The organism is Halopseudomonas laoshanensis (genome assembly GCF_008365385.1).
GTDB classification, from domain to species: Bacteria; Pseudomonadota; Gammaproteobacteria; order Pseudomonadales; family Pseudomonadaceae; genus Halopseudomonas; species Halopseudomonas laoshanensis.
The window spans coordinates 54,094-75,444 of record NZ_QOVF01000002.1 but is presented as its reverse complement, the minus strand read 5'-3'; the positions used below and the strand labels follow the sequence as shown (position 1 = coordinate 75,444).

Here is a 21,351-nt window from a genome sequence, read left to right as displayed (position 1 = left end):
TGGTTATGCATCCTTTGCCGCGTCGTTTGGCAGTACTGACTCTGTCCCTTGGTCTTTCGGCCTGTGGTTCAACGGCACCGGTCACAGATGACAGCTTGTATCAGGCGCTGGGCGGCCAGTCCGGGATAGAGCGGATAGTGGAAGGTCTGCTTATCAATATTTCTGACAATCCGCAGATCGTCGGACATTTTGCTGAAACCGACATCGACCGGCTTAATCAGAAGCTGATCGAACAGTTCTGTGTGGAAAGCGGTGGCCCCTGCGAGTATACCGGCGACAGTATGCGTGACAGCCACACGGGCCTGAATCTGACCGAGGCCGATTTCAATGCCTTGGTGGAAGATTTGATCGATGCGATGCAGGCTCTGGATGTGCCGGTCACCGCGCAAAATCGGCTGCTGGCACGCCTGGCGCCGATGCGCAGCGAGATCATCTACCGCTGAAGCTGTTGTACTGGTTCATGGCGTGAACCTGATTGAAGTCGACCAGGCGGCTACAGGCTGCTGGCCCGGCTGTTGAAGCGCAGCACCTGAGCGCTGACCAGGCTATTGTCATTGTCCGTTACCAGCGTTGCCAGTGGCTTGCCCACATGATAACCCTGGGCGAAATCGATATTCAGTGATTGCACCTTGTCCAGAATGGCCGAGCTATGTACGTACTCAGCGACTGTCTGCATGCCCAACCCGGCAGCGAATTGCTGAATACCGCGGGCTACGCTGTAGGCCACAGGGTCGGTATCCAGATGTTTGACCAGGGTGCCGTCGATCTTGATGATGTCCACGTTCAAGCGCAGCAAATGCTCGAAGTTGGAATAGCCGGTACCGAAATCATCAATCGCGATGCGGCAGCCGAGCTCTTTGACGCGGTCAATGAACTGACGGACGGCTGAATAGTTTTCGATACCTTCGGACTCGAGAATTTCGAAAATGACCCGCGGTGCGATATTGCTTTGTTCCAGGCTGTTGACGATAAAGGTCATCAGCTCGGGGTCGAGCAGATCTTCGCAGGACAGGTTCAAGGAAAACTCGTAGTCGTTGTCAGCGAAGCGGCTGAAGCACTGCTGAACCATGGTGCGTGTGATGTAGCGATAGAGGCGAATTTTCTTCGCCACTGCGAGAAACTCTAACGGGCTGATTGGCTGGCCATCTTCATCAATCATCCGGGCCAGGCACTCGAACTTGTCGATGCGGCCGGTTTTCAAATCCAGAATCGGCTGGAAGAACGGCACGATGCGGCCTTCATCCAGGGCTTTTTTCAGGCGGTTGGCCCAGATCAGGTTATGTTCGTAGCTTTCACGGGTTTTCTGATCGGGATCGTAGATCTGGCAACTGGTCTTGTTCTGTCGAGCAGACTTCAAGGCGATATTGGCCGAAGTCAGCAGACGTCCGTCAGCTTGCTGCGTGCCGTCGGGTTGCAGGCTGGTCGCAACGCCCAGGGTGACGTTCATCGGAATGCGGTGGTCGAGCCAGGTGAAAGACAGACCGCCGACAAACTCCTGCAACTCAGTGGTCAATTGATTCAGCGTGGCAGTGTCGCGGCTTTCCGGTACCCAGATCGCCAGCTCATCGGCAGGCATGCGATACAGCCGGCTGGCGGACCAGGACGGGTGGCCACTGAGGAAGTTCTGCAGCGCGCTTGCCAGTTCACTGATGACGTGGTCGCCGCACTGATGACCGTAGAAGTCGTTGATCTCCTTGAACGAATCAATGTTAACCAACAACAGCGTCCCGGAACTGGCCTTGCCCAGATCCAGCAGCAATTTCTCACGGTTGGGTAATTGCGTCAGGGTATCGGTGTGCAGTACGTGCACTCGGTTAAGCAGGTTGGCAACGAATAGCAAGATGATGCCGGATAATCCCAGCGTGAGCGCACTGACCAGTCCGACAATCTTCAGGTTGCTCTCGCGCATCGGCAGAAGGACGGCGTCGATCTCCGCCTGGGGTACGCCGACACCGAAAATCATCCCGGCTTGTGTGCGGCTGAAAAACAGTGCGTGTGCTTCGTCGTTGATGCCCAGTTCCATGGTCTGCATCGGTGCGACCAGCAAGCGCCCGGAAATAATCGCTGATTGCGGCAAGGGACCGGTGAGTTTGCTGTGCAGGTCGCTGTTGATCACCGCGTCTATCTTTTGCTGAGCGTCCGGTGTGTCGCTGGAGGCGGCCAGGCTGGACAGTTTGCGGTTTTCGCCGTCGAGCAAAAAGGCAAAGGCGCCAGGGGTGACCTCGACGCGGCTGACCAGGCCAATGATTTCGTCGGCACGCCAATCGGTGGAGGCCATGCCAATGACTTTGCCTTCTGGATCACGCATGGCAGTGGTGAGGCTGATCACCACGTTATCGATCAGTTCCTTGTAGTAGGCTGGAGTCCAGTAGAACTCCGGCATGCCCGTGCTTCTGTCACCGGACATGGCTTCGGGCAGAATTCGCCGGTACCAGTCCTGAATGTGATACAGATTTTCCACAGGTTGGATATGGATACCACCGTTGTTGCGGTAGCCATAGGCGGAGAGTTGCTCTTGTACGTTGTCAATGCTGCCATACCAGATCTCTGCGCCGTAGGCCTCGCGCATATTGGTCAGGGCCGATTGCAAGCCGTACTCCAGCTGCTGCTTTCTATCGCTTTGCTGCCGGACGCGATAGAGCATCTCACCCGCATGCGCCAGGTTGGCGGTGTTCTGCTCCATTAACTGGTGGTGGGCGTTGATGCGGTTGAGGTTGGCGTAGAAGGTATCGGAAATCTGTTGTTGGCGCAGGTCGGCCATCGCGTTCTGGGCGAAGGTCAGATTCAGTGACGACATCAGCAAAATGCCCAGGAAAAACACACCGACGAGCACGCTGAGTACCAGCATGATCGCCAACTTCGTCCAGAAGTTTGTCGGTGTTTTTAGTCCCATTTGCCGTTGATTCCATCCTGGATGCGAGATCTTGCCGCTGCCAACTGTTCCTCGTTCAGCAGCTTTTCCTGACGTTCTATTCCAGCCTTGGCCTGTTGGTTGCCGTTGAGTAGGGCCAGGCTGTACCAGATATAGGCTTGTTCCTGGTCGGCTGATTTGCTGGCGCCGGCGGCATAACTGTCGGCCAACTTCAGTTGGGCTTCCGCTGAGCCTTTGCGGGCGGCTTGATCCAGCCAGTGACGGGCCGTTTTGGGCTGTTGCTTTTCGTACAATTCAGCCAGGGCCAGGTGTGAAGGCATATGCCCCTGGCTGGCGGCCTGTTGCAGATATTTGTCGGCCTGGGTGACGCTGGCGCCAACGCCTGTACCGTCCTTGTAGGCCAGGCCGGTGTGGTAACTGGCTTCGGTCAGGCCCTGGTCAGCAGCCTGGCGCATCAACTGCAGCGCCTTGGTCTTGTTTTCGGCTGTGCCTTGGCCGGCTTGATAAAGCTGACCCAGGATCAACTGTCCCGGCGCGTGTTGCTGGCCGGCAGAGCGCCCGGCCCAGGTAAAGGCAGCAGGAAAATCACCGCGGGCTCGCTCCAGGCTGGCCATGTGGTGTTGTGCCTTGGCGTCGCCACTTTCCGCGATCGGCCGGCAGGCGCTTAGTGCCTGGGTGTAGTTCTTGATGGTGAAGAGCAGGTAGCAGTTGCTGTTCTGCCGACGGCTGACCGCTTCTTCTACCGCGGCACTGATTTCGATCTCAGGAGTGGGTGCTTCAGGAGCGCTAGCAGTGCTCGGGGCAGGGCGCTCAGTGGGCTTGGCTTGTTTGACGCGAGCGGCGAAATCCTGCACATCTTCGGGACAGGACATCAGGTAACCGCGTTGCATGCGCTGCAGGTTGTCCCGGGTAGCATCTCGGCCAGCATAGGTCTGGGCTATCTCGGCACAACGGTTGTCGCGCTCCTGGGCGACCAGAGCCAACTGTTTGGCCCGACGGTCGTCGGCCGAGTGTTCTTCTATGTAGAGCGTCAGCGGGTCAATATAGGGCTGGGCGAACAACGCGTCGATTTCCTGCTGTAGCAAGGCCTGATCCTTGCTGCCGACCAGGCTGCCGGCGAAATCGGCAAGGCGCCGGCTCTGCGCGGCAATCATCTCGCTCGACTGGGTGAAGAATGCAGTTGATCTGGACCAGATCTGGCTTTTTTCGGGCATCCCGGAGCATCCGCTCAAGGTAATTGCAGTGACAGTCAGCAAGGTGGCAGATAAACGGCGCATCAACTACTCCATGTACACCAATTGAGGTTACTGCCAATAAGGCGTGGGTCGACGTCAGGCCGCGCTGCGGGATGCCTGTATTTATTCTTACTACAGAAGCTAGCAAACCTTATCGACTGTTGAAAGAAACAAATTCCAATTGGCCATCATTCGGCCGTTTTGACGTCAAAATAATTACGTTTTGATATCGTATCTTAAAGGGTATCGGCAGATTTGAGAATTACCGCAGGTTTATTTCTGTAACCAGCGCGGCGGCAGGCATGCCGATGCAGGCACCTTGAGCGTAATCAATGCCCAAGGTTTTCACGTGATCATAGATGGTCGGGCTGTGCACAAATTCAGCGACGGTCTGCATGCCAAGCTCGCTCGCGAAGCGGACGATACCGCGGGTCAGGGTGACGGCATTGGGGTCGGTATCGAGCTGACGTATCAAGCTGCCATCGATTTTGATCAGGTCCACGTTCAAGCGCAGCAAATGCTCAAAGTTCGAGTAGCCAGTGCCAAAGTCGTCAATCGCAATACGGCAACCCAGAGCTTTTACCTTGTCGATAAACAATCGCACCGATTCGTAATTTTCGATGCCTTCGGATTCGAGGATCTCGAAAATCACCCGGTCGCCCATGCCACTGTTCTGCAGGCGGCTGATAATCTCCGCGCAAAGTTGCGGGTCGAGCAGGTCTTCGCAAGACAGGTTCAGGGAGAATTCATAGTGGTTGTCAGCAAAGCGGGCAAAACATTGTTCAACCATGCAGCGGGTAATGTAGCGATACAGACGAATCTTTTTTGCCACCGGCAGGAACTGCGCGGGGCTGATCGGCTCGCCCGCTTCATCGATCATGCGCGCCAGGCACTCGAATTTGAGGATGCGGCCGGTGTGTACATCGATGATGGGTTGAAAGAAGGGCACGATGCGTTTCTCATCCAGCGCCGTGCGCAGCTTGTTGGCCCAGATCAGGTTGTACTCGTAGTTCTCCCTCGCGCGGTGTACTGGATCATAAATCAGGTAGCTGTTCTGCGTCAGCCGAGCCTGTTTCAAGGCAATGTTGGCGCTGGGCAGCAACAGCTCTGCAGGAAGTTGGTTGCCATCGGGTAAACGAGTGCTAGCCAGGCCCATGCTGACATGCAGCGATATATTCTGGCCTTCCCAATCAATCCGCAGCTCACCGACAAAGGTCATCAGTTTATCCAGTTTGGCCTGCAGATGGGCGTCGCTATGCTCGCCCGGGATCCAGATCGCCAATTCGTCGGCGGGCATTCGATACAGCCGCCGGCTGGCGCCATTGGGTTGCAGCTTTAGATAGCGTTGTAAGGCCTGAGCGAGCAACTTGATCACGTGATCGCCGCATTGATGGCCGTAAAAGTCGTTTAGCTCTTTAAAATCATCAATATTCAGCAGGATCAGGCTGGCGGCCCGGGTAGTGCTCAGGTCCACCAGCAGGCGTTCGCGATTGGGCAGGCCCGTCAACGGGTCGGTATACAAGGTGCGCAACTGCCGCAGAGTACTGCCCACCATATACAGAATCAGCGCCGAGAGCAGCAACAGCACGCTGCCGATCAGCGCGACGATTCGCAGGTTGCTGTCGCGCATGGGGGTCAGCACCGCATCGATTTCTTTTTGCGGCACGCCGATGCCGAACACCATGCCAGCCTGGGTGTATGAAAAGAACAGGGCGTAGTCCTCTTCATCGACTGTCAGCTTCAACTGCTGCATGGCGCTGGCAGATTGTCGCCTGGTCGAGTCTGGGCCTTTTTCTGGCAGCAGCGTTTGCAACTTGCCGCTGGTGATCGATTCAATCAAGCGCTGGGCCAGTTGTACGTTCTCCGCCAGCGCCAGGCTCGACAAGTTGCGGTTTTCTTTATCAAGGAGAAAAGAGAAGGTGCCGGGGGTGACATTGACCCGGCTGACCAAACCAACCACTTCGTCAGTGCCCCAGTCAGTCACGGCGATGCCCAGTGGTTGACCATCGTCGGAATGCATCAGGGTGCTCAGGCTGATGACGGCATTGCCGGTGTCATTCTTGTAATAAGCCGAAGTCCAGTGATAACTGCGAACTAGCGAGCCGTCCTCAGACAGGTCCCTGACAATGGTTTTGTACCAATCGCGCGTATGAAAATCCGTGCCGGCCGACTCAGTGCGTATTTCGCTGGCATCCCGGTAGGCGCGCATGCCAAACGCAGTCTGGCCAATCGCCCCTGGCGCATAAAGGATGGCGCTGCCATAAGCGTCGGGAAAATCAGCAAGTGTCTGTTTCAGGCTTAACCGCAGCTGAACTGCGGAAAATCTGCCGGGGCTGGGGTACAGGCGATGATACAGCTCACCGAGGCGAGCAAGATCCTCGGTGTTCTGTTCCATCTGATGATGATGGGCATTGATGCGGCCGAGGTTGGCGTAAAAGGTGTCGGTGATCTGGCGCTGGCGCAACTCCGACATGGCGCCTTGCGCGAAACCCAGATTGAGGCTGGACATCAGCCACATGCCGAGAATGAACAGAGCCACGAGAAGGCTCAGGGTCAACATGATTGAGCGTTGAATGCTCAGCATGCCTGACGCTTTGACCCTGAAAAGATACGTCCATGGCATGTGCAGCGTCCCGGTTCTGTCAAAGTGTCCGCATTACATTCAGGCTCGTCCAGCGCAAGCGCAACGAACCGCTCTGGAGCATAGCACCGGGAGTTCACGGGAGCGTGATCAGATAAATAAATTGTTAGCTGGAACGGAATTTGCGTAGGAGGTAGGCAATCGCGATGTAGCGTCAAAAAATTGATCTGGGAAGCCTCACCGCATGGCAGTCGACCGCGCAGAAATGATGAGTAACGTTCGCAGCAATCTGTCTGGATTGCGGCATGGCGCCCTGGGTGTGCCAATTCTGCTGTTGGTGATGCTCGGCATGATGATGTTGCCGGTCCCACCCTTTTTGCTGGATGTGCTCTTTACCTTCAACATCGCGTTGTCGCTGGTGGTGCTACTGGTCTGCGCCTACGCCTTGCGGCCGCTGGATTTTGCTGTCTTTCCAACCATTCTGCTGATCGCAACCTTGCTGCGCCTGGCGCTGAACGTGGCGTCCACCCGGGTCGTGCTTCTGTACGGTCACGAGGGTGGCGACGCAGCCGGGAAGGTGATTCAGGCCTTCGGTGAAGTGGTGATTGGCGGCAACTATGTCGTTGGTCTGGTGGTGTTTGCCATTCTGATGATCATCAACTTCGTTGTAGTAACCAAGGGTGCCGGGCGTATTTCCGAGGTCAGCGCACGATTCACGCTGGACGCGATGCCCGGCAAGCAGATGGCCATCGATGCAGACTTGAACGCCGGTCTGATTGATCAGGAGCAGGCCAAATTGCGCCGTACGGAAGTTGCCCAGGAAGCCGACTTCTATGGCTCCATGGACGGCGCGAGCAAATTCGTACGCGGCGACGCCGTCGCCGGCTTGCTGATTCTGTTTATTAACATCATTGGCGGCCTTGCTATTGGTATGGCCCAGCACGGCCTCAGCTTTGGCGATGCCGGGCGCATCTATGTCCTGCTGACCATCGGTGACGGCCTGGTTGCCCAGATCCCCTCGCTGCTCCTGTCTACCGCCGCGGCGATCATGGTGACCCGAGTATCCACCTCGGAAGACATGGGCTCGCAGGTCAACCGCCAGATGTTTGCCTCGCCCAAGGCGCTGGCCATTGCGGCAGCGATCATGATCGTTATGGGTCTGATTCCCGGCATGCCGCACTTTTCTTTCCTGAGTCTTGGCGCGTTAGCCGCAGGCGCAGCCTACTTCATCGCCAATCGCCAGCGACTCAAGCAGAACGCCGAGCAGGAAGTACAGCGCCGGGCTACGGATGTACCGGCCGCGCCGCGTCCTGAAACCCGCGAGCTGGGCTGGGACGACGTTACCCCGGTAGATATGGTCGGGCTGGAAGTCGGCTACCGGCTGATTCCGCTGGTGGATCGCAATCAGGGCGGGCAGTTGCTGGCAAGAATCAAGGGCGTGCGCAAGAAGCTATCCCAGGACATGGGGTTTCTGATGCCCTCGGTACATATCCGCGACAACCTTGACCTGGCGCCGAACGCCTACCGCGTGACCTTGATGGGTGTCGGCGTCGCCGAAGCCGAGGTGTACCCCGATCGCGAGCTGGCGATCAATCCGGGTCAGGTTTTTGGCGAGATCAAGGGCCTCGCCGGCAAGGATCCGGCGTTCGGGCTGGACGCCATCTGGATTGAGCCGATGCAGAAGGATCAGGCCCAGTCGCTCGGCTACACCGTGGTTGACGCCAGTACGGTTGTTGCCACGCACCTGAATCAGATCCTGAACAAGCATGCGCATGAGCTGATCGGCCACGAAGAGGTGCAGCAACTGTTGCAGGTACTGGCTAAAGCCTCGCCGAAGCTGGCGGAAGAGCTGGTGCCCGGGACCATTTCGCTGTCCGGACTGCTCAAGGTATTGCAGGGTCTGCTTCAGGAGCAGGTGCCGGTTCGGGATATCCGGACCATTGCCGAGGCCATCGCCAACCAGCCAGGCAAGAGTCAAGATCCTGGCGCGTTGATCTCCGCCGTGCGCGTCTCGCTGTCGCGCTCCATCGTGCAAAGCATTGTAGGGCTTGACTCCGAGCTACCTGTGATCACATTGGAGCCAAGGTTGGAACAGATGTTGCTACAGAGTCTACAGAAGGCCGGGCAGGGTGGTGATGACGGCATCATGCTCGAGCCGGGCATGGCGGAAAAGCTTCAGCGCTCACTGGCCGATGCGGTGCAACGTCAGGAAGTGCAGGGCAAGCCAGCGATACTGCTGGTCGCTGGTCCGGTCCGCGGGATGATGGCCAAGTTTGTCCGCTATGCGGCGCCTGGCGCCCACGTGTTGTCCTACCAGGAAATACCGGACAGCAAGCAGGTCACCATTGTCGCGACGGTTGGCCAAAGCTGAAAGGCTCAAAGCTAAAGGGCCCAAAGCTAAAGGGCCCAAAGCTAAAGGGCCCAAAGCTGAAAGGCTCAGAATTAGACACGCAGCGCTAACGCCGCCGAGTCAGTTAAACGAATGTAGAGGGTGAGTCAGCCATGAAAGTAAAACGTTTCTTTGCCGCAGACATGCGCCAGGCGATGAAGCTGGTACGCGACGAGCTCGGTGCCGATGCTTCCATCATCGCCAATCGCCGCGTGGTTGGCGGCGTGGAGCTGACTGCCGCAGTGGATTACGAAGCGCCACGGCTGACTCCACCCACGCCAGGCTTGAGCCAAGAGCTGAAAAAGACCCAGGAGCGCATTGTCACTGCCCGGGCTCAGCTTGAAGCGGGGGAACGCGCCAGCTCAGGCCCCAGCGTCAACCGTCAGTTGTTTGGCGAAACCCTGCGCCAGGCGGCGCAGGATGGTTCGCCCGAAGCACAGGATTTTCTTGACCGCCTCAATAACGAGATGGCGCAACCGGCCTCGGCCAAGATCAAACCGGAACCAGCTCCACGGGTTGCAGAACCGGAAGCCGAGTCCGGATCAGGCTTGAGCGCGATGCGCGCGGAAATTGCTGGGCTGCGTGAGATGCTCGAAGCGCAGTTGGGCAATATGGCCTGGGGTCAGATCAATCAACAGCAGCCGCGTCAGGCCAGCCTGTGGCGCCGCCTGACCCAGCTGGGTCTGCCCGCTGAGCTTAGCCAGAAGCTGTTGCGTCTGGTTGCCGATGAGCCCAACACCCGCCAGGCGTGGCGCATGTTGCTGGCGCACCTGTCTCACAGCATTCCGGTTATCCGTGATGAATTGATTGAAGAGGGCGGTGTGATTGCGCTGGTCGGTCCGACCGGCTCTGGCAAGACCACCACGCTGGGCAAACTGGCGGCGCGCTATGTGCTCAAACACGGCAGCCAGCACGTGGCCCTGGTAACCATGGATACCTATCGCATAGGTGCGCATGAGCAACTGCGCACCCTGGGCCGTATTCTGAACGTGCCGGTGCGGGTGGTGGACGAGCAGAATGGCCTTGCCGACGTGCTCAAGGAATTTTCCGGCAAACGCCTGGTGTTGCTGGATACCGCAGGTCTGCAGGCTCAGGACCCGCATCTTCAGGGTCAACTAAGCCAACTGGCCGCCTTGGGTACCAATGTCAGCAAGCTGCTGGTATTGGCTGCAACCAGTCAGTATCAGGTGCTCAAGGCCGCATATCACACCTACAAGGTGTGTGGCCTGGATGGTTGTGTGATCACCAAGGTGGACGAGTCGGCTACTCTTGGTGAAGTATTGGGTCTGGCTATGCAGCAGGGTTTACCGGTAGCCTATCTGGCAGATGGCCAGCGCATTCCGGATGATATAAGCCGTGCCGTTGGCCACCAACTGGTTAGCCGGGCGGTAAGCCTGGCCGGCAACGAAAGCCCGCCCGATCAGGCGATGGCTGATGTGTTTGCCGGTATACTGCACAATCAGCGTGCTGGTTAACAGACGTTCAACAGTTTTATTGATAACAAGGTAAGCCACGCAGATGGGCAGCAAACATCCGGTTCAGGTTATCGCGGTCACCGGCGGCAAAGGTGGTATCGGCAAAACCAACGTGTCGGTCAACCTGGGCATCGCCCTGGCCGACATGGGGCGGCGTGTGGTGCTGCTTGATGCCGACCTTGGCTTGGCCAACGTCGATGTATTGCTGGGTCTCAAGCCTAAAGCCACCTTGGCCGACGTGCTTGAAGGGACCTGCGAATTACGTGATGTGCTTCTGAATGGCCCGGGCGGCATGCGCATAGTGCCAGCGGCTTCCGGCGCCGCGACCATGGTCAACCTCAACCCCCAGCAGCACGCCGGGTTGATTCAGGCGTTCAGCGATATTGGCGACAACATCGATGTGCTGATCGTTGATACCGCGGCCGGCATTGGCGACTCGGTCGTCAGCTTCGTGCGCGCCGCCCAGGAAGTGCTGGTGGTGGTGTGCGATGAACCGACTTCGATTACCGACGCCTACGCGCTGATCAAGCTGCTCAATCGCGATCACGGCATGACCCGCTTCCGCGTATTGGCCAATATGGTACATACGCCACAGGAAGGCCGGACTGTTTTTGCTAAGCTGACCAAAGTGACGGACCGCTTTCTTGATGTTGCTCTGCAGTATGTGGGAGCAGTGCCCTATGATGAGAACGTGCGCAAAGCAGTGCAGAAGCAGCGTGCGATCTATGAAGTATTCCCGCGCAGCAAAGCCTCCATCGCCATTCGAGGCATCGCGCAAAAAGTAGATGCCTGGCCCCTGCCGGCCAACCCACGTGGGCATCTTGAATTTTTCGTCGAGCGCCTGGTGCAGCAGACGGGTTCAGGCCTATGACACAAACGGCTGGTGGATTGAGCATGTATACACGCGCACAGTGTTCCGCTAACAATCAGGATCAGTTGGTTTCCCAATATGCCCCTTTGGTGAAACGCATCGCTTATCACATGCTCGCCCGTCTGCCTTCCAGCGTTCAGGTCGATGATCTTATACAGGCCGGCATGATTGGCTTGCTCGAGGCCTCGCGCAAATTTGAAAGTGGCAAGGGCGCCAGTTTTGAAACCTACGCGGGTATCCGTATTCGTGGCGCGATGCTGGATGAGGTGCGCAAGGGTGACTGGGCGCCACGTTCTGTGCATCGTAATACCCGGATGGTCAGCGATGCGGTGCGTGCAGTAGAGTCGCGCCTGGGTCGTGATGCCAAGGATCATGAGATCGCCGCCGAGCTGGAGATGAGCCTGGAAGAGTATTACGCCATTCTCAACGATACCTCCGGTAGCAAGCTGTTCAGTTTCGATGAGCTGCTCGAAAGCGGTACGCGGGCCGATGCGCACAGCGATGAAGAGCCTTTGGGCGGTTTGCAGGATCAACGCTTTCGCGCGGCCCTGGTGGAAGCGATTGAAGGCTTGCCGGAGCGCGAACGGCTGTTATTGTCGCTGTATTACGATGAAGAGCTGAACCTGAAAGAGATTGGTGCGGTGCTCGGCGTCAGCGAGTCGCGCGTCAGCCAACTGCATAGTCAGTGTGCCGCGCGACTGCGCGCAAGGCTCAGTGGATGGCGAAACGATTGATTTTGTTCCCGGTATCCGGACAATGCCCGGCTGGACTGGAAGAATAAGTATTGAATGTCAGTGTAAGCAACACCGGATGGCCACTCCGGTTACACTGGCAGCTATTGAGTTTACAAGGCTTGTTTGGCCAGTAGCTTAACGGAGTGTGACAGTGCACTCTTCCTGGTTTGTACGGAGGTCGACTTGGACAAGAATATGAAAATTCTCATCGTTGATGATTTTTCAACGATGAGGCGCATTATCAAGAATCTGTTGCGCGACCTGGGTTTCACCAATACGGCAGAAGCCGACGATGGAACCTCGGCCTTGCCGATGTTGCAGAGCGGCAGCTTTGACTTCCTGGTGACCGACTGGAACATGCCGGGCATGAGTGGCATTGATCTGCTGCGCGCGGTGCGTGCCGACGACCGCCTGAAAAATCTGCCGGTGCTGATGGTGACGGCTGAAGCCAAGCGCGACCAGATCATTGAAGCGGCGCAGGCCGGCGTCAATGGTTATGTGGTCAAGCCTTTCACTGCTCAAGCGTTGAAAGAAAAGATCGAGAAGATCTTCGAGCGGGTTCAGGCAAAATAATAATTATCCGGGGTACAGGTTATGGCGTTAAGTAAGGATCCCGGCCAGGCAACCGCTCAGGAATTCGAACATTCCCTCAAAGATAATGCGCGGCAACTGGTCGATTACCTGGAAAAGGGCCAGTACGGCGAAGCCATACTGGTCATACATGCAATCAACCAGGCGCGCGATCGCGGCTTGTATTACGAAGTGGGTCAGTTGACCCGGGCGTTGCACAGTTCAATCGTCAACTTCCAGATAGATACCTCCCACGCATTGGCTGATGGCGTTGAAGTCTCCAAGATTTCGGATGCCTCGGACCGCCTTGATTATGTGGTCAAACTGACTGATAAAGCCGCCAACCGCACCATGGACCTGGTCGAAACCAGTGCGCCTATCGTCTCCAGCCTTGGCGCAGAAGCCAGTGCCCTGCGCGCCGACTGGCAGCGTCTGCAACGGCGTGAGATGGAAGCCGGTGAGTTTCGCGAGCTGTATAAGCGCATGGGCGAGTTCCTCACCAAGACCGAAGAAACCAGTGCCCAGGTCAGCTCGAACCTCAACGATATTCTTATCGCCCAGGACTATCAGGATCTCACCGGTCAGGTGATCAAGCGTGTGACCACGCTGGTCCACGACGTGGAAGAAAGCCTGGTCAACCTGGTGCGTATGGCCGGTCAGGTAGATCGGATTGCCGGCATCAACCATGGCCAATCCGAGCAAGAAGCAAAAAAAGTCTCCACTAGGGGTGAAGGTCCGCAGATTCATGCCGATAAAAGAGAAGACGTTGTATCCGGACAGGATGAAGTCGATGATCTTCTCTCCAGTCTGGGCTTCTAACTACAAGCACGCCCGGGAGTGGATGCATGAGTTTTGACGCGGATGAGGAAATTCTTCAGGATTTTCTGGTGGAAGCCGGAGAAATCCTCGAGCTGTTATCTGAACAGCTGGTCGATCTGGAGAACCGTCCTGATGACACAAATCTGCTCAATGCGATTTTCCGCGGCTTTCACACCGTCAAGGGCGGCGCCGGATTTCTGCAGCTTGATGCGCTGGTAGGCTGCTGCCATATTGCCGAGAACGTCTTCGATATTCTGCGCAAGGGTGAGCGCCAGGTTGATTCGGAGCTGATGGACGTGGTACTCCAGGCGCTCGACAGCGTCAATGAGATGTTCACGCAAGTTCGCGAAGGTGAACAACCGCAGCCGGCCGATCCGGAGCTGCTCGAAGCCCTTGCCGCTCTCGCCGTGCCCGCCAGCGCAGTTGCGACCTCGGCAACCGTTGACGCCAACAGTGCAGCCGCACCGGAAGCTCAGGGTGATGTCACCGATGACGAGTTCGAGCAATTGCTCGATGCCTTGAAAGGCCCCGGCACCTCTGCCGACGAAGTAGCTGTGCCAGTTATGGCAGCAGCACCGAGTCATGGCAGCGGTGACGAAATTACCGACGATGAATTTGAAGCCCTGCTGGACCAGTTGCATGGCACCGGCCAACCAGCGGCAGTGACTCCTGCACCCAAGGCTGAGGCCCCGGCCGCTATCTCTGCCGGCCATGGTGATGAAATCAATGACGACGAGTTCGAGGCGTTGCTCGACGAGTTGCATGGCAAGGGCGCCGCGCCTGGCAAAGTGAGCGAAGCCGTCTCTTCATCCACTTCTTCAGCCGATGCTCCAGCGGCGGCTAGTACGCCCGCAGCAGCCCAGGCGAATGCGCCAGAACATATCACCGACGATGAATTCGAAGCGTTGCTTGACCAGCTGCATGGTAACGGTAAGGCCCCGGGCAAGTTGGACGGCGCGGTAGCAGCGCCGACCGCCAGAACACCTGCGACTGAGCCGGCTGCGGCAGTCGCCAAGCCGGCAGCCAGGGCGCCCGCTCCTGCGCCTAAACCGGTAAAGGCGCCTGCGCCGGCAGCGGACTTAGCCAAAGACAAGCAGGCCGGCGGCGAGAATCCCGCCGCCGAAACGACCGTACGGGTAGACACCGCGCGCCTCGACGACATCATGAACATGGTCGGCGAGCTGGTGCTGGTGCGCAACCGTCTGGTGCGGCTGGGCCTGAGCAGCGGTGATGAAGAACTGAACAAGGCCGTGGGCAATCTCGATGTGGTCACTGCCGACCTGCAATCTTCAGTAATGAAGACGCGCATGCAGCCGATCAAGAAAGTCTTCGGCCGCTTTCCCCGGGTTGTACGAGATCTGGCGCGCAACCTGAAGAAGGAGATCAATCTGGAGCTGGTCGGTGAAGAAACCGATCTGGACAAGAACCTGGTCGAGGCGTTGGCCGATCCGCTGGTGCACTTGGTGCGTAACTCGGTTGACCACGGGATCGAACTGCCCCATGAGCGTGAAGCCGCTGGCAAGCCGCGCACCGGCAAGGTGATCCTTGCTGCGGAGCAGGAAGGCGACCATATTCTGCTGACCATCACCGATGACGGTCGCGGTATGGATGCCGACGTGCTGCGCGCTAAAGCTGTTGAAAAGGGCATGATGGAGAAAGAGGCGGCCGACAGACTTTCAGAGAGCGAATGCTTCGACCTGATTCTGGAGCCGGGCTTCTCCACCAAAACCGAAATTTCCGATGTATCAGGCCGCGGCGTTGGGATGGACGTGGTCAAGACCAAGATTTCCCAGCTCAACGGCACGATCAATATTCAGTCGACCAAGGGCCAGGGCAGTCGTATTGTCATCAAGGTGCCGCTGACCTTGGCGATCATGCCGACGCTGATGGTCATGCTCGCCAATCAGGCCTTTGCCTTGCCGCTGGTCAGCGTCAACGAAATCTACAGCCTCGATCTCTCGCGCACTAACGTGGTGGACGGTCAGGAAGTGATCATCGTGCGCGAAAAGGCCTTGCCGTTGTTCTTCCTCAAGCGCTGGCTGATGCCCGGCGTTGCCGACACCAGTGATCATTCAGCAGCCAGTGTGGTTATCGTTTCGGTAGGCACCCAGCGTGTCGGCTTTGTAGTCGATCAGCTAGTTGGTCAGGAGGAGGTGGTGATCAAGCCTCTGGGCCGGATGTTGCAAGGCACTGCGGGCATGTCCGGCGCTACCATTACCGGCGACGGACGCATTGCACTGATCCTCGACATACCCAGCCTGCTCAAGCGCTACGCCCGCAGGGGGTAATAGCGCTCGCCAAGCGCTGGGCAGAGAACGGCAGGCAAGGATGGACATCAGGATGGGCCGCCACAGGGCGGGTGATCCGGCAGGCTTCAGGAGAGTGTATGGCGGTCAAGGTACTGGTGGTCGATGATTCGGGTTTCTTTCGCCGCCGGGTAACGGAAATTCTTGCGGGCGATCCGCAGATCCAGGTGGTCGGAGTGGCCTCCAATGGTCGCGAAGCCGTGGACCAGACCTTGGCCCTGCGCCCGGACGTGGTCACCATGGACTACGAAATGCCGGTCATGGATGGCATCACGGCGGTGCGTGAGATCATGCAGCGCTGCCCGACTGCGGTACTGATGTTCTCCTCGCTAACCTATGAAGGCGCGCGGGTCAGCCTGGATGCGCTGGATGCGGGCGCCGCCGATTATCTGCCGAAGAACTTCGAAGATATCTCACGTAATCCGGATAAAGTGCGGCAATTGCTCTGCGAGCGAGTGCACGCCCTGGCGCGCACCAACCGTCGCTCGCTGGGACTGGCCAGTGCGCCACCTGCGCCGAGTGCTGCGCCGGCAAGCTCGGCCGCAACCCGCCCAGCGTTGCGGCCGAGCGAGCCTGCACCTGCTAGCAAGCCGGCGGCGCCACGCAGCAACAGCCCGGCGCCGCGTAAAAAACATTATCAACTGGTCGCCATCGGTACATCCACGGGCGGTCCGGTCGCATTGCAGCGCGTGCTGACGCAACTCCCGGCGAATTTTCCTGCGCCGCTGTTGCTGGTTCAGCATATGCCGGCAGCCTTTACCAAAGCCTTTGCTGAGCGCCTGGACAAGCTGTGCAAGATTCGTGTCAAGGAAGCTGAGGACGGCGATACGTTGAAGCCCGGCACTGCGCTCCTGGCACCTGGTGGCAAGCAGATGATGCTCGACGGCCGCGGTATCGTACGTATCCTGCCCGGTGACGAGCGATTGAATTTCAAACCCTGCGTGGACGTAACCTTTGGTTCCGCGGCCAAAGCTTTCCGGGACAAGGTGCTGGGCGTGATCCTCACCGGGATGGGGGCAGATGGCCGTGAAGGCGCGCGTATGTTGAAGACCGCCGGCAGCGACATCTGGGCGCAGGACGAAGCCAGCTGCGTGATCTACGGCATGCCCATGGCGATTGCCAAGGCCAATCTTGCAGACGGTATTTACAGCCTGGATGATATTGGCCGTTACCTGGCAGAGCTGAGCTGATGGATATACTCAGCATCATCGGCATCATCCTGGCCTTTGTCGCGATTCTCGGCGGCAATTACCTTGAAGGCGGGCACGCTGCTGCGCTGATCAACGGGCCGGCGGCGCTGATTGTGTTTGGCGGTACGCTGGGTGCGGCATTTATTCAAACACCGTTGAAAGTCTTCAAACGTGCATTGGTGATTGCTCGCTGGATCATCTTTCCGCCGGCCAATCGTTTGCAGGAAGGTATCAACCAGGTCATCGGCTGGAGCACCATCGCGCGCAAGGAAGGCCTGTTAGGGCTGGAACAGATTGCCGAGATGGAAACTGATTTTTTTGCCCGCAAGGGTTTGCAGTTGCTGGTCGACGGCAGTGAGCCGGAAGCCCTGCGCAGTATTCTGGAAGTCGACCTGCTGACGCGCGAAAACCACGATCTGATGGCCGCCAAGGTGTATGAGAGCATGGGCGGCTATTCACCGACCATTGGTATTATCGGCGCAGTCATGGGCTTGATTCATGTGATGGGCAACCTGGCTGACCCCTCGATGCTGGGTACCGGTATCGCCGTCGCCTTCGTCGCCACCATCTACGGTGTGGCGCTGGCCAACCTGTTTCTATTGCCGGTAGCGAACAAACTGAAGGCCGTCGTGTTGCAGCAGTCGCGCTATCGGGAAATGCTGCTTGAGGGGCTTCTGTCCATTGCCGAAGGGGAAAACCCGCGGTCCATCGAAATGAAGCTCGAGGGCTTCCTGGACTAACAGGGGGGCAGGGCATGCGTCGTCGTCGACACGAAGAGCACGAGAATCACGAACGCTGGCTGGTTTCCTATGCGGACTTCATCACCCTGCTGTTTGCGTTCTTCGTGGTCATGTATTCGATCTCGTCGGTCAATGAAGGCAAGTACAAAGTGCTTTCCGACACCATGGAAGGTGCCTTCAATCAGCCGCAGCGCTCTATGGAGCCCATCCAGATCGGTGAGGAAATACCCCGCGGGCTGAGCCGCAGCGACGCGCCGGGCACAGCCGGTACCGATGCCGCAGCCAGTGAAACGACCGCTGCCGATCCGTTGCAGGAAATCACTGCGGCGATGGAGGCGGCTTTTGGTGAGTTGATCGCAGCCGGTGATCTGGAGCTGCGGGGTAACGAGTTATGGATCGAGATTGAGCTTAATTCCAGCCTGCTGTTTCCCAGCGGCGATGCCTTGCCGCTGGATGCCGGCTTTAATCTTATCGAAAAAATCGCCGGCATTTTGGCGCCTTATCAGAACCCGATTCACGTCGAAGGCTTCACCGATAATGTGCCCATAGGATCGCGGCTTTATCCTACTAACTGGGAGCTTTCGGCCGCTCGAGCGGCGAGTGTGGTGCGTATGCTGGGCATTGGCGGGGTCAATCCGGAGCAAATGGCGGCGGTTGGTTATGGCGAGTTCCGCCCGGTAGCGGATAACACCACCGAGGCAGGGCGCCGCGCCAATCGGCGGGTGGTATTGTTGATTTCCCGTCACCTGGATACACGGCACGAGGCGTTTCGTGGTGGCCAAGATGGAAGCATGGTTGGAAGCGTGGATGGCATGCGCGCCGCGCGCAGTGAGTCTGGCACGGCTCCTGCACAGTAAAGGATTCAATTGGCACCCGTGGGTGCAGCGTCATTTTGTTGTCGTAGGTGGGGTGCGCCGATATGTCGGAAGCATATCCCCGGAGGAAGGTTATGAAAGTCTGGGCAGTGGCCAATCAAAAAGGCGGCGTGGGTAAAACCACGACCGCAGTGGCGTTGGCTGGCCTGCTGGCAGACCAGGGGCAGAAGGTACTGGTGGTCGACCTGGATCCGCACGGCTCGATGACCAGTTACTTCGGGCATGATCCAGACAGCCTGACCAGTAGTGTCTTCAATCTGTTTCAGCACAAGGGTCAGGTTCCCGAAGGGCTGGCACAGGCGCTGCTATTGAACACCAGCCACGAGAATATTCGCCTGCTACCCTCCAGCACCTCACTTGCCACGCTCGAGCGGCAGTCTGCCGCGCAGGGTGGCTTTGGTCTGGTGCTGTCACGTGCGCTGGCGCAGCTCTGGGATGACTACCAGTTTGTGCTGATCGACAGCCCGCCGCTGTTGGGGGTGTCGATGATCAATGCGCTGGCGGCGTGCGAGCAATTGGTCATTCCGGTACAGACCGAATTCCTGGCGATGAAAGGTCTGGAACGCATGGTGCATACGCTGGACATGGTCAACCGCTCACGCAAGCAAGCGTTGCCGTACACCATAGTGCCCACCCTGTTTGATCGGCGTACCCAGGCGTCACTGAGTACCTTGCGGATGTTGCGGCGTGATTATCCAGATCACCTGTGGCAGGCTTATGTGCCTATTGATACCAAGCTGCGCGATGCCAGTCTGGCTGGCCTGGTGCCCTCCAGAGTGGACGCTGGCGCGCGTGGCGTGTTGGCCTACCGCGCTTTGTTGCGCTACCTGTTGGCTCAGGCGGTGCCGCGTCGTGAACAAGTGGCTTGATGCAATTACTGTTAATGCTGAGCGGTTCTCAGCCGATACTCATTGATAGCCTGATAGCAAATACATTTCCGTAAAAGCGAGCCATGACCAAACCCTTGCCCGTACAGCAGTTCAGCCCGCAACAGACCATTCAGAGTTATCTGGATGCACTGTTGCAGGATGCAATTGAGGATTTGAGCCTCGCCGAGGAGCTTGAAGCGCCCACTGCTGCTGCGCCGGTGGAGTACGCTGAACCGCCAACGGCGGAGATCAGCAGGGCGGTTCTTGAAACCACCACGGTCGAGGTTGCGGTGGTAAGCGTCGACGCGGTCGAGCTGCCGGTCGAGGTCGAAAGTGCGCCGCCTCTGGTTGAGCAACCGCAGTGGCGTGAGCAGCCGTTCGAAGCATTGTTGTTCAATGTGGGTGGTTTGACTTTGGCAGTCCCGTTGATTCTACTCGGGACCATTCATCCGCTGGAAAGCGAGATAACCCCGCTGTTCGGCCAACCTGACTGGTTTCTCGGCATCATGCCAACCTCAGCGGGTAACTTGAAAGTGCTGGATACCGCGCGCTGGGTCATGCCCGAACGCTATGTACCTGAATTGCAGAATGATTTGCGCTTTGTTATCTCGGTACAGGGTTATGACTGGGGCCTTGCCGTGCATGATGTGAGCAAGTCCGTAAAGTTGACACCCGAACAGGTCAAGTGGCGCTCGCAGGAAGGCAAACGCCCCTGGCTGGCGGGTACGGTGATTGAACATATGTGTGCGCTGGTGGATGTCTCGGCATTGGCAGGCTTGATTGCCGCCGGTGCAAAGACCCAGCAGGGCGCAAAAGGAGAGCGGGCACTGGCGTGAGCGTCAGGGCCTGATGATAATGAGTGACTTGGTACCGGCGTGTGAGCCGGATCGGCATCAATGAAGATCGGGAAGCTAGAGAATGAAAAACAATACCGCACAGGGCGCTGAAGATCCGATCCTGCAATGGGTGACCTTCCGCCTCGATAACGAGACCTATGGCATCAATGTCATGCAGGTGCAGGAAGTATTGCGCCACACCGAGATTGCGCCGGTCCCAGGTGCGCCCTCTTATGTGTTGGGCATCATCAACCTGCGGGGCAATGTGGTGACGGTGATCGACACGCGTCAGCGTTTTGGTTTGACCCCCGCACCGATCACCGACAATACCCGCATCGTGATCATCGAGGCGGACAAGCAGGTGGTTGGCATTCTGGTCGACAGCGTTGCCGAAGTGGTTTATCTGCGTCAGTCGGAGATCGAAACCGCGCCTAACGTCGGCACTGATGAGTCGGCCAAATTCATCCAGGGCGTGTGCAACAAGAACAACGAACTGCTGATCCTGGTCGATCTGGAAAAGATGATGACCGAGGATGAGTGGGCCGAGTTGCAGGGCTTCTGATCACCATGCTCGAGTCTGGCGCATGGCTTATGTTGTTACTGGGTTTGGGCCTCGGGGTATTGCTCGCGGCCTTCGTAGCTGTGTATCTGCAGCTCAAGCGCCTGGGTGGCAGGGTCATGCAGCAGGATAGCCAGCAGCTCGAACGCATTCAGCAACTTAAAACCGAAGTGCTGACTTACCAGCAAGGCAGTATTCGCATGGGTGAGGAGCTGGTTGCGCTACGCGACCAGCTCAAGCGTATCGAAGACAAACAGATGCGCATCGAACAAACCGACCCCCAGTCCCTGCCGTACAATCAGGCTGCCCGCCTGGTCGGTCTGGGCGCCAGTGTGGAGGACCTCACTCAATCCTGCGGGCTGTCCAAGGCTGAAGCCGAGCTGGTTGCCAAGTTACACGCCGCGCGTAAGCCCTGAGCGGTTCACAATCT

At 57.8% G+C, this 21,351-nt stretch carries 18 protein-coding genes; 15 read left to right on the top strand and 3 right to left on the bottom strand.

The window, feature by feature from the left end; genetic code table 11:
- The first annotated feature begins 5 nt into the window (after window positions 1-5).
- Complete coding sequence (locus DT594_RS06910) at window positions 6-443, top strand: group I truncated hemoglobin (protein WP_149332024.1); 438 nt, start codon at window positions 6-8, stop codon at window positions 441-443.
- A 50-nt stretch (window positions 444-493) separates the two neighbouring features.
- Here the strand turns inward: DT594_RS06910 and DT594_RS06905 are convergent, their stop codons facing one another.
- The 3 genes from DT594_RS06905 to DT594_RS06895 all read right to left on the bottom strand — a co-directional run bounded on the left by DT594_RS06905 (window position 494) and on the right by DT594_RS06895 (window position 6,691).
- Complete coding sequence (locus DT594_RS06905; RefSeq protein ID WP_178091475.1) at window positions 494-2,848, bottom strand: EAL domain-containing protein; 2,355 nt, start codon at window positions 2,846-2,848, stop codon at window positions 494-496.
- Between the two features lie 35 nt (window positions 2,849-2,883).
- Window positions 2,884-4,149 (bottom strand): tetratricopeptide repeat protein, encoded by a 1,266-nt coding sequence (locus DT594_RS06900; RefSeq protein ID WP_149332022.1) that lies wholly within the window; start codon window positions 4,147-4,149, stop codon window positions 2,884-2,886.
- Between the two features lie 220 nt (window positions 4,150-4,369).
- Window positions 4,370-6,691, bottom strand: a complete 2,322-nt coding sequence (locus DT594_RS06895; protein WP_149332021.1) for a bifunctional diguanylate cyclase/phosphodiesterase — start codon at window positions 6,689-6,691, stop codon at window positions 4,370-4,372.
- A 241-nt stretch (window positions 6,692-6,932) separates the two neighbouring features.
- On the opposite strand from DT594_RS06895, the gene flhA reads away from it, so the two are divergent.
- The 14 genes from flhA to DT594_RS06825 all read left to right on the top strand — a co-directional run bounded on the left by flhA (window position 6,933) and on the right by DT594_RS06825 (window position 21,337).
- A complete protein-coding gene (gene flhA, locus DT594_RS06890) occupies window positions 6,933-9,059 on the top strand; it encodes a flagellar biosynthesis protein FlhA (protein ID WP_096348192.1) in 2,127 nt (708 codons plus the stop codon).
- A gap of 131 nt (window positions 9,060-9,190) precedes the next feature.
- Window positions 9,191-10,552 carry a flagellar biosynthesis GTPase FlhF gene (flhF, locus tag DT594_RS06885; protein ID WP_149332020.1) on the top strand — a complete coding sequence of 454 codons (1,362 nt, stop codon included), beginning with the start codon at window positions 9,191-9,193 and terminating at the stop codon, window positions 10,550-10,552.
- Window positions 10,553-10,595: 43 nt separating this feature from the next.
- Window positions 10,596-11,423, top strand: coding sequence for a flagellar synthesis regulator FleN (fleN, locus tag DT594_RS06880; protein WP_149332019.1), 828 nt, complete (start codon window positions 10,596-10,598; stop codon window positions 11,421-11,423).
- On the top strand, window positions 11,420-12,157 hold the full coding sequence (locus DT594_RS06875; RefSeq protein ID WP_174958961.1) for an RNA polymerase sigma factor FliA: 738 nt from the start codon (window positions 11,420-11,422) through the stop codon (window positions 12,155-12,157). The genes fleN and DT594_RS06875 overlap by 4 nt, the downstream gene beginning before the upstream one ends.
- Window positions 12,158-12,352: 195 nt before the next feature.
- Window positions 12,353-12,730 (top strand): chemotaxis response regulator CheY, encoded by a 378-nt coding sequence (locus DT594_RS06870; protein ID WP_174958958.1) that lies wholly within the window; start codon window positions 12,353-12,355, stop codon window positions 12,728-12,730.
- A 21-nt stretch (window positions 12,731-12,751) separates the two neighbouring features.
- Complete coding sequence (locus tag DT594_RS06865) at window positions 12,752-13,546, top strand: protein phosphatase CheZ (protein ID WP_149332018.1); 795 nt, start codon at window positions 12,752-12,754, stop codon at window positions 13,544-13,546.
- A gap of 26 nt (window positions 13,547-13,572) precedes the next feature.
- Window positions 13,573-15,834, top strand: coding sequence for a chemotaxis protein CheA (locus tag DT594_RS06860; RefSeq protein ID WP_149332017.1), 2,262 nt, complete (start codon window positions 13,573-13,575; stop codon window positions 15,832-15,834).
- 98 nt (window positions 15,835-15,932) lie between these two features.
- The gene (locus tag DT594_RS06855; RefSeq protein WP_149332016.1) at window positions 15,933-17,042 is read left to right on the top strand and encodes a protein-glutamate methylesterase/protein-glutamine glutaminase; all 1,110 of its coding nucleotides are present in this window, start codon (window positions 15,933-15,935) and stop codon (window positions 17,040-17,042) included.
- Entirely contained in the window at window positions 17,042-17,782 is a 741-nt protein-coding gene (locus tag DT594_RS06850; RefSeq protein ID WP_149332015.1) for a flagellar motor protein, read from the top strand. The genes DT594_RS06855 and DT594_RS06850 overlap by 1 nt, the downstream gene beginning before the upstream one ends.
- Window positions 17,783-17,796: 14 nt before the next feature.
- The gene (gene motD, locus DT594_RS06845; RefSeq protein WP_149332014.1) at window positions 17,797-18,639 is read left to right on the top strand and encodes a flagellar motor protein MotD; all 843 of its coding nucleotides are present in this window, start codon (window positions 17,797-17,799) and stop codon (window positions 18,637-18,639) included.
- Window positions 18,640-18,731: 92 nt separating this feature from the next.
- Window positions 18,732-19,526 carry a ParA family protein gene (locus DT594_RS06840; RefSeq protein ID WP_096348182.1) on the top strand — a complete coding sequence of 265 codons (795 nt, stop codon included), beginning with the start codon at window positions 18,732-18,734 and terminating at the stop codon, window positions 19,524-19,526.
- An 83-nt stretch (window positions 19,527-19,609) separates the two neighbouring features.
- Window positions 19,610-20,362: a chemotaxis protein CheW gene (locus DT594_RS06835; RefSeq protein WP_149332013.1), complete on the top strand. Its 753-nt coding sequence runs from the start codon at window positions 19,610-19,612 to the stop codon at window positions 20,360-20,362.
- An 82-nt stretch (window positions 20,363-20,444) separates the two neighbouring features.
- Window positions 20,445-20,924, top strand: coding sequence for a chemotaxis protein CheW (locus tag DT594_RS06830; RefSeq protein WP_096348180.1), 480 nt, complete (start codon window positions 20,445-20,447; stop codon window positions 20,922-20,924).
- Window positions 20,925-20,953: 29 nt separating this feature from the next.
- A complete protein-coding gene (locus tag DT594_RS06825; protein ID WP_246164581.1) occupies window positions 20,954-21,337 on the top strand; it encodes a DUF2802 domain-containing protein in 384 nt (127 codons plus the stop codon).
- The last annotated feature ends 14 nt before the right edge of the window (window positions 21,338-21,351 follow it).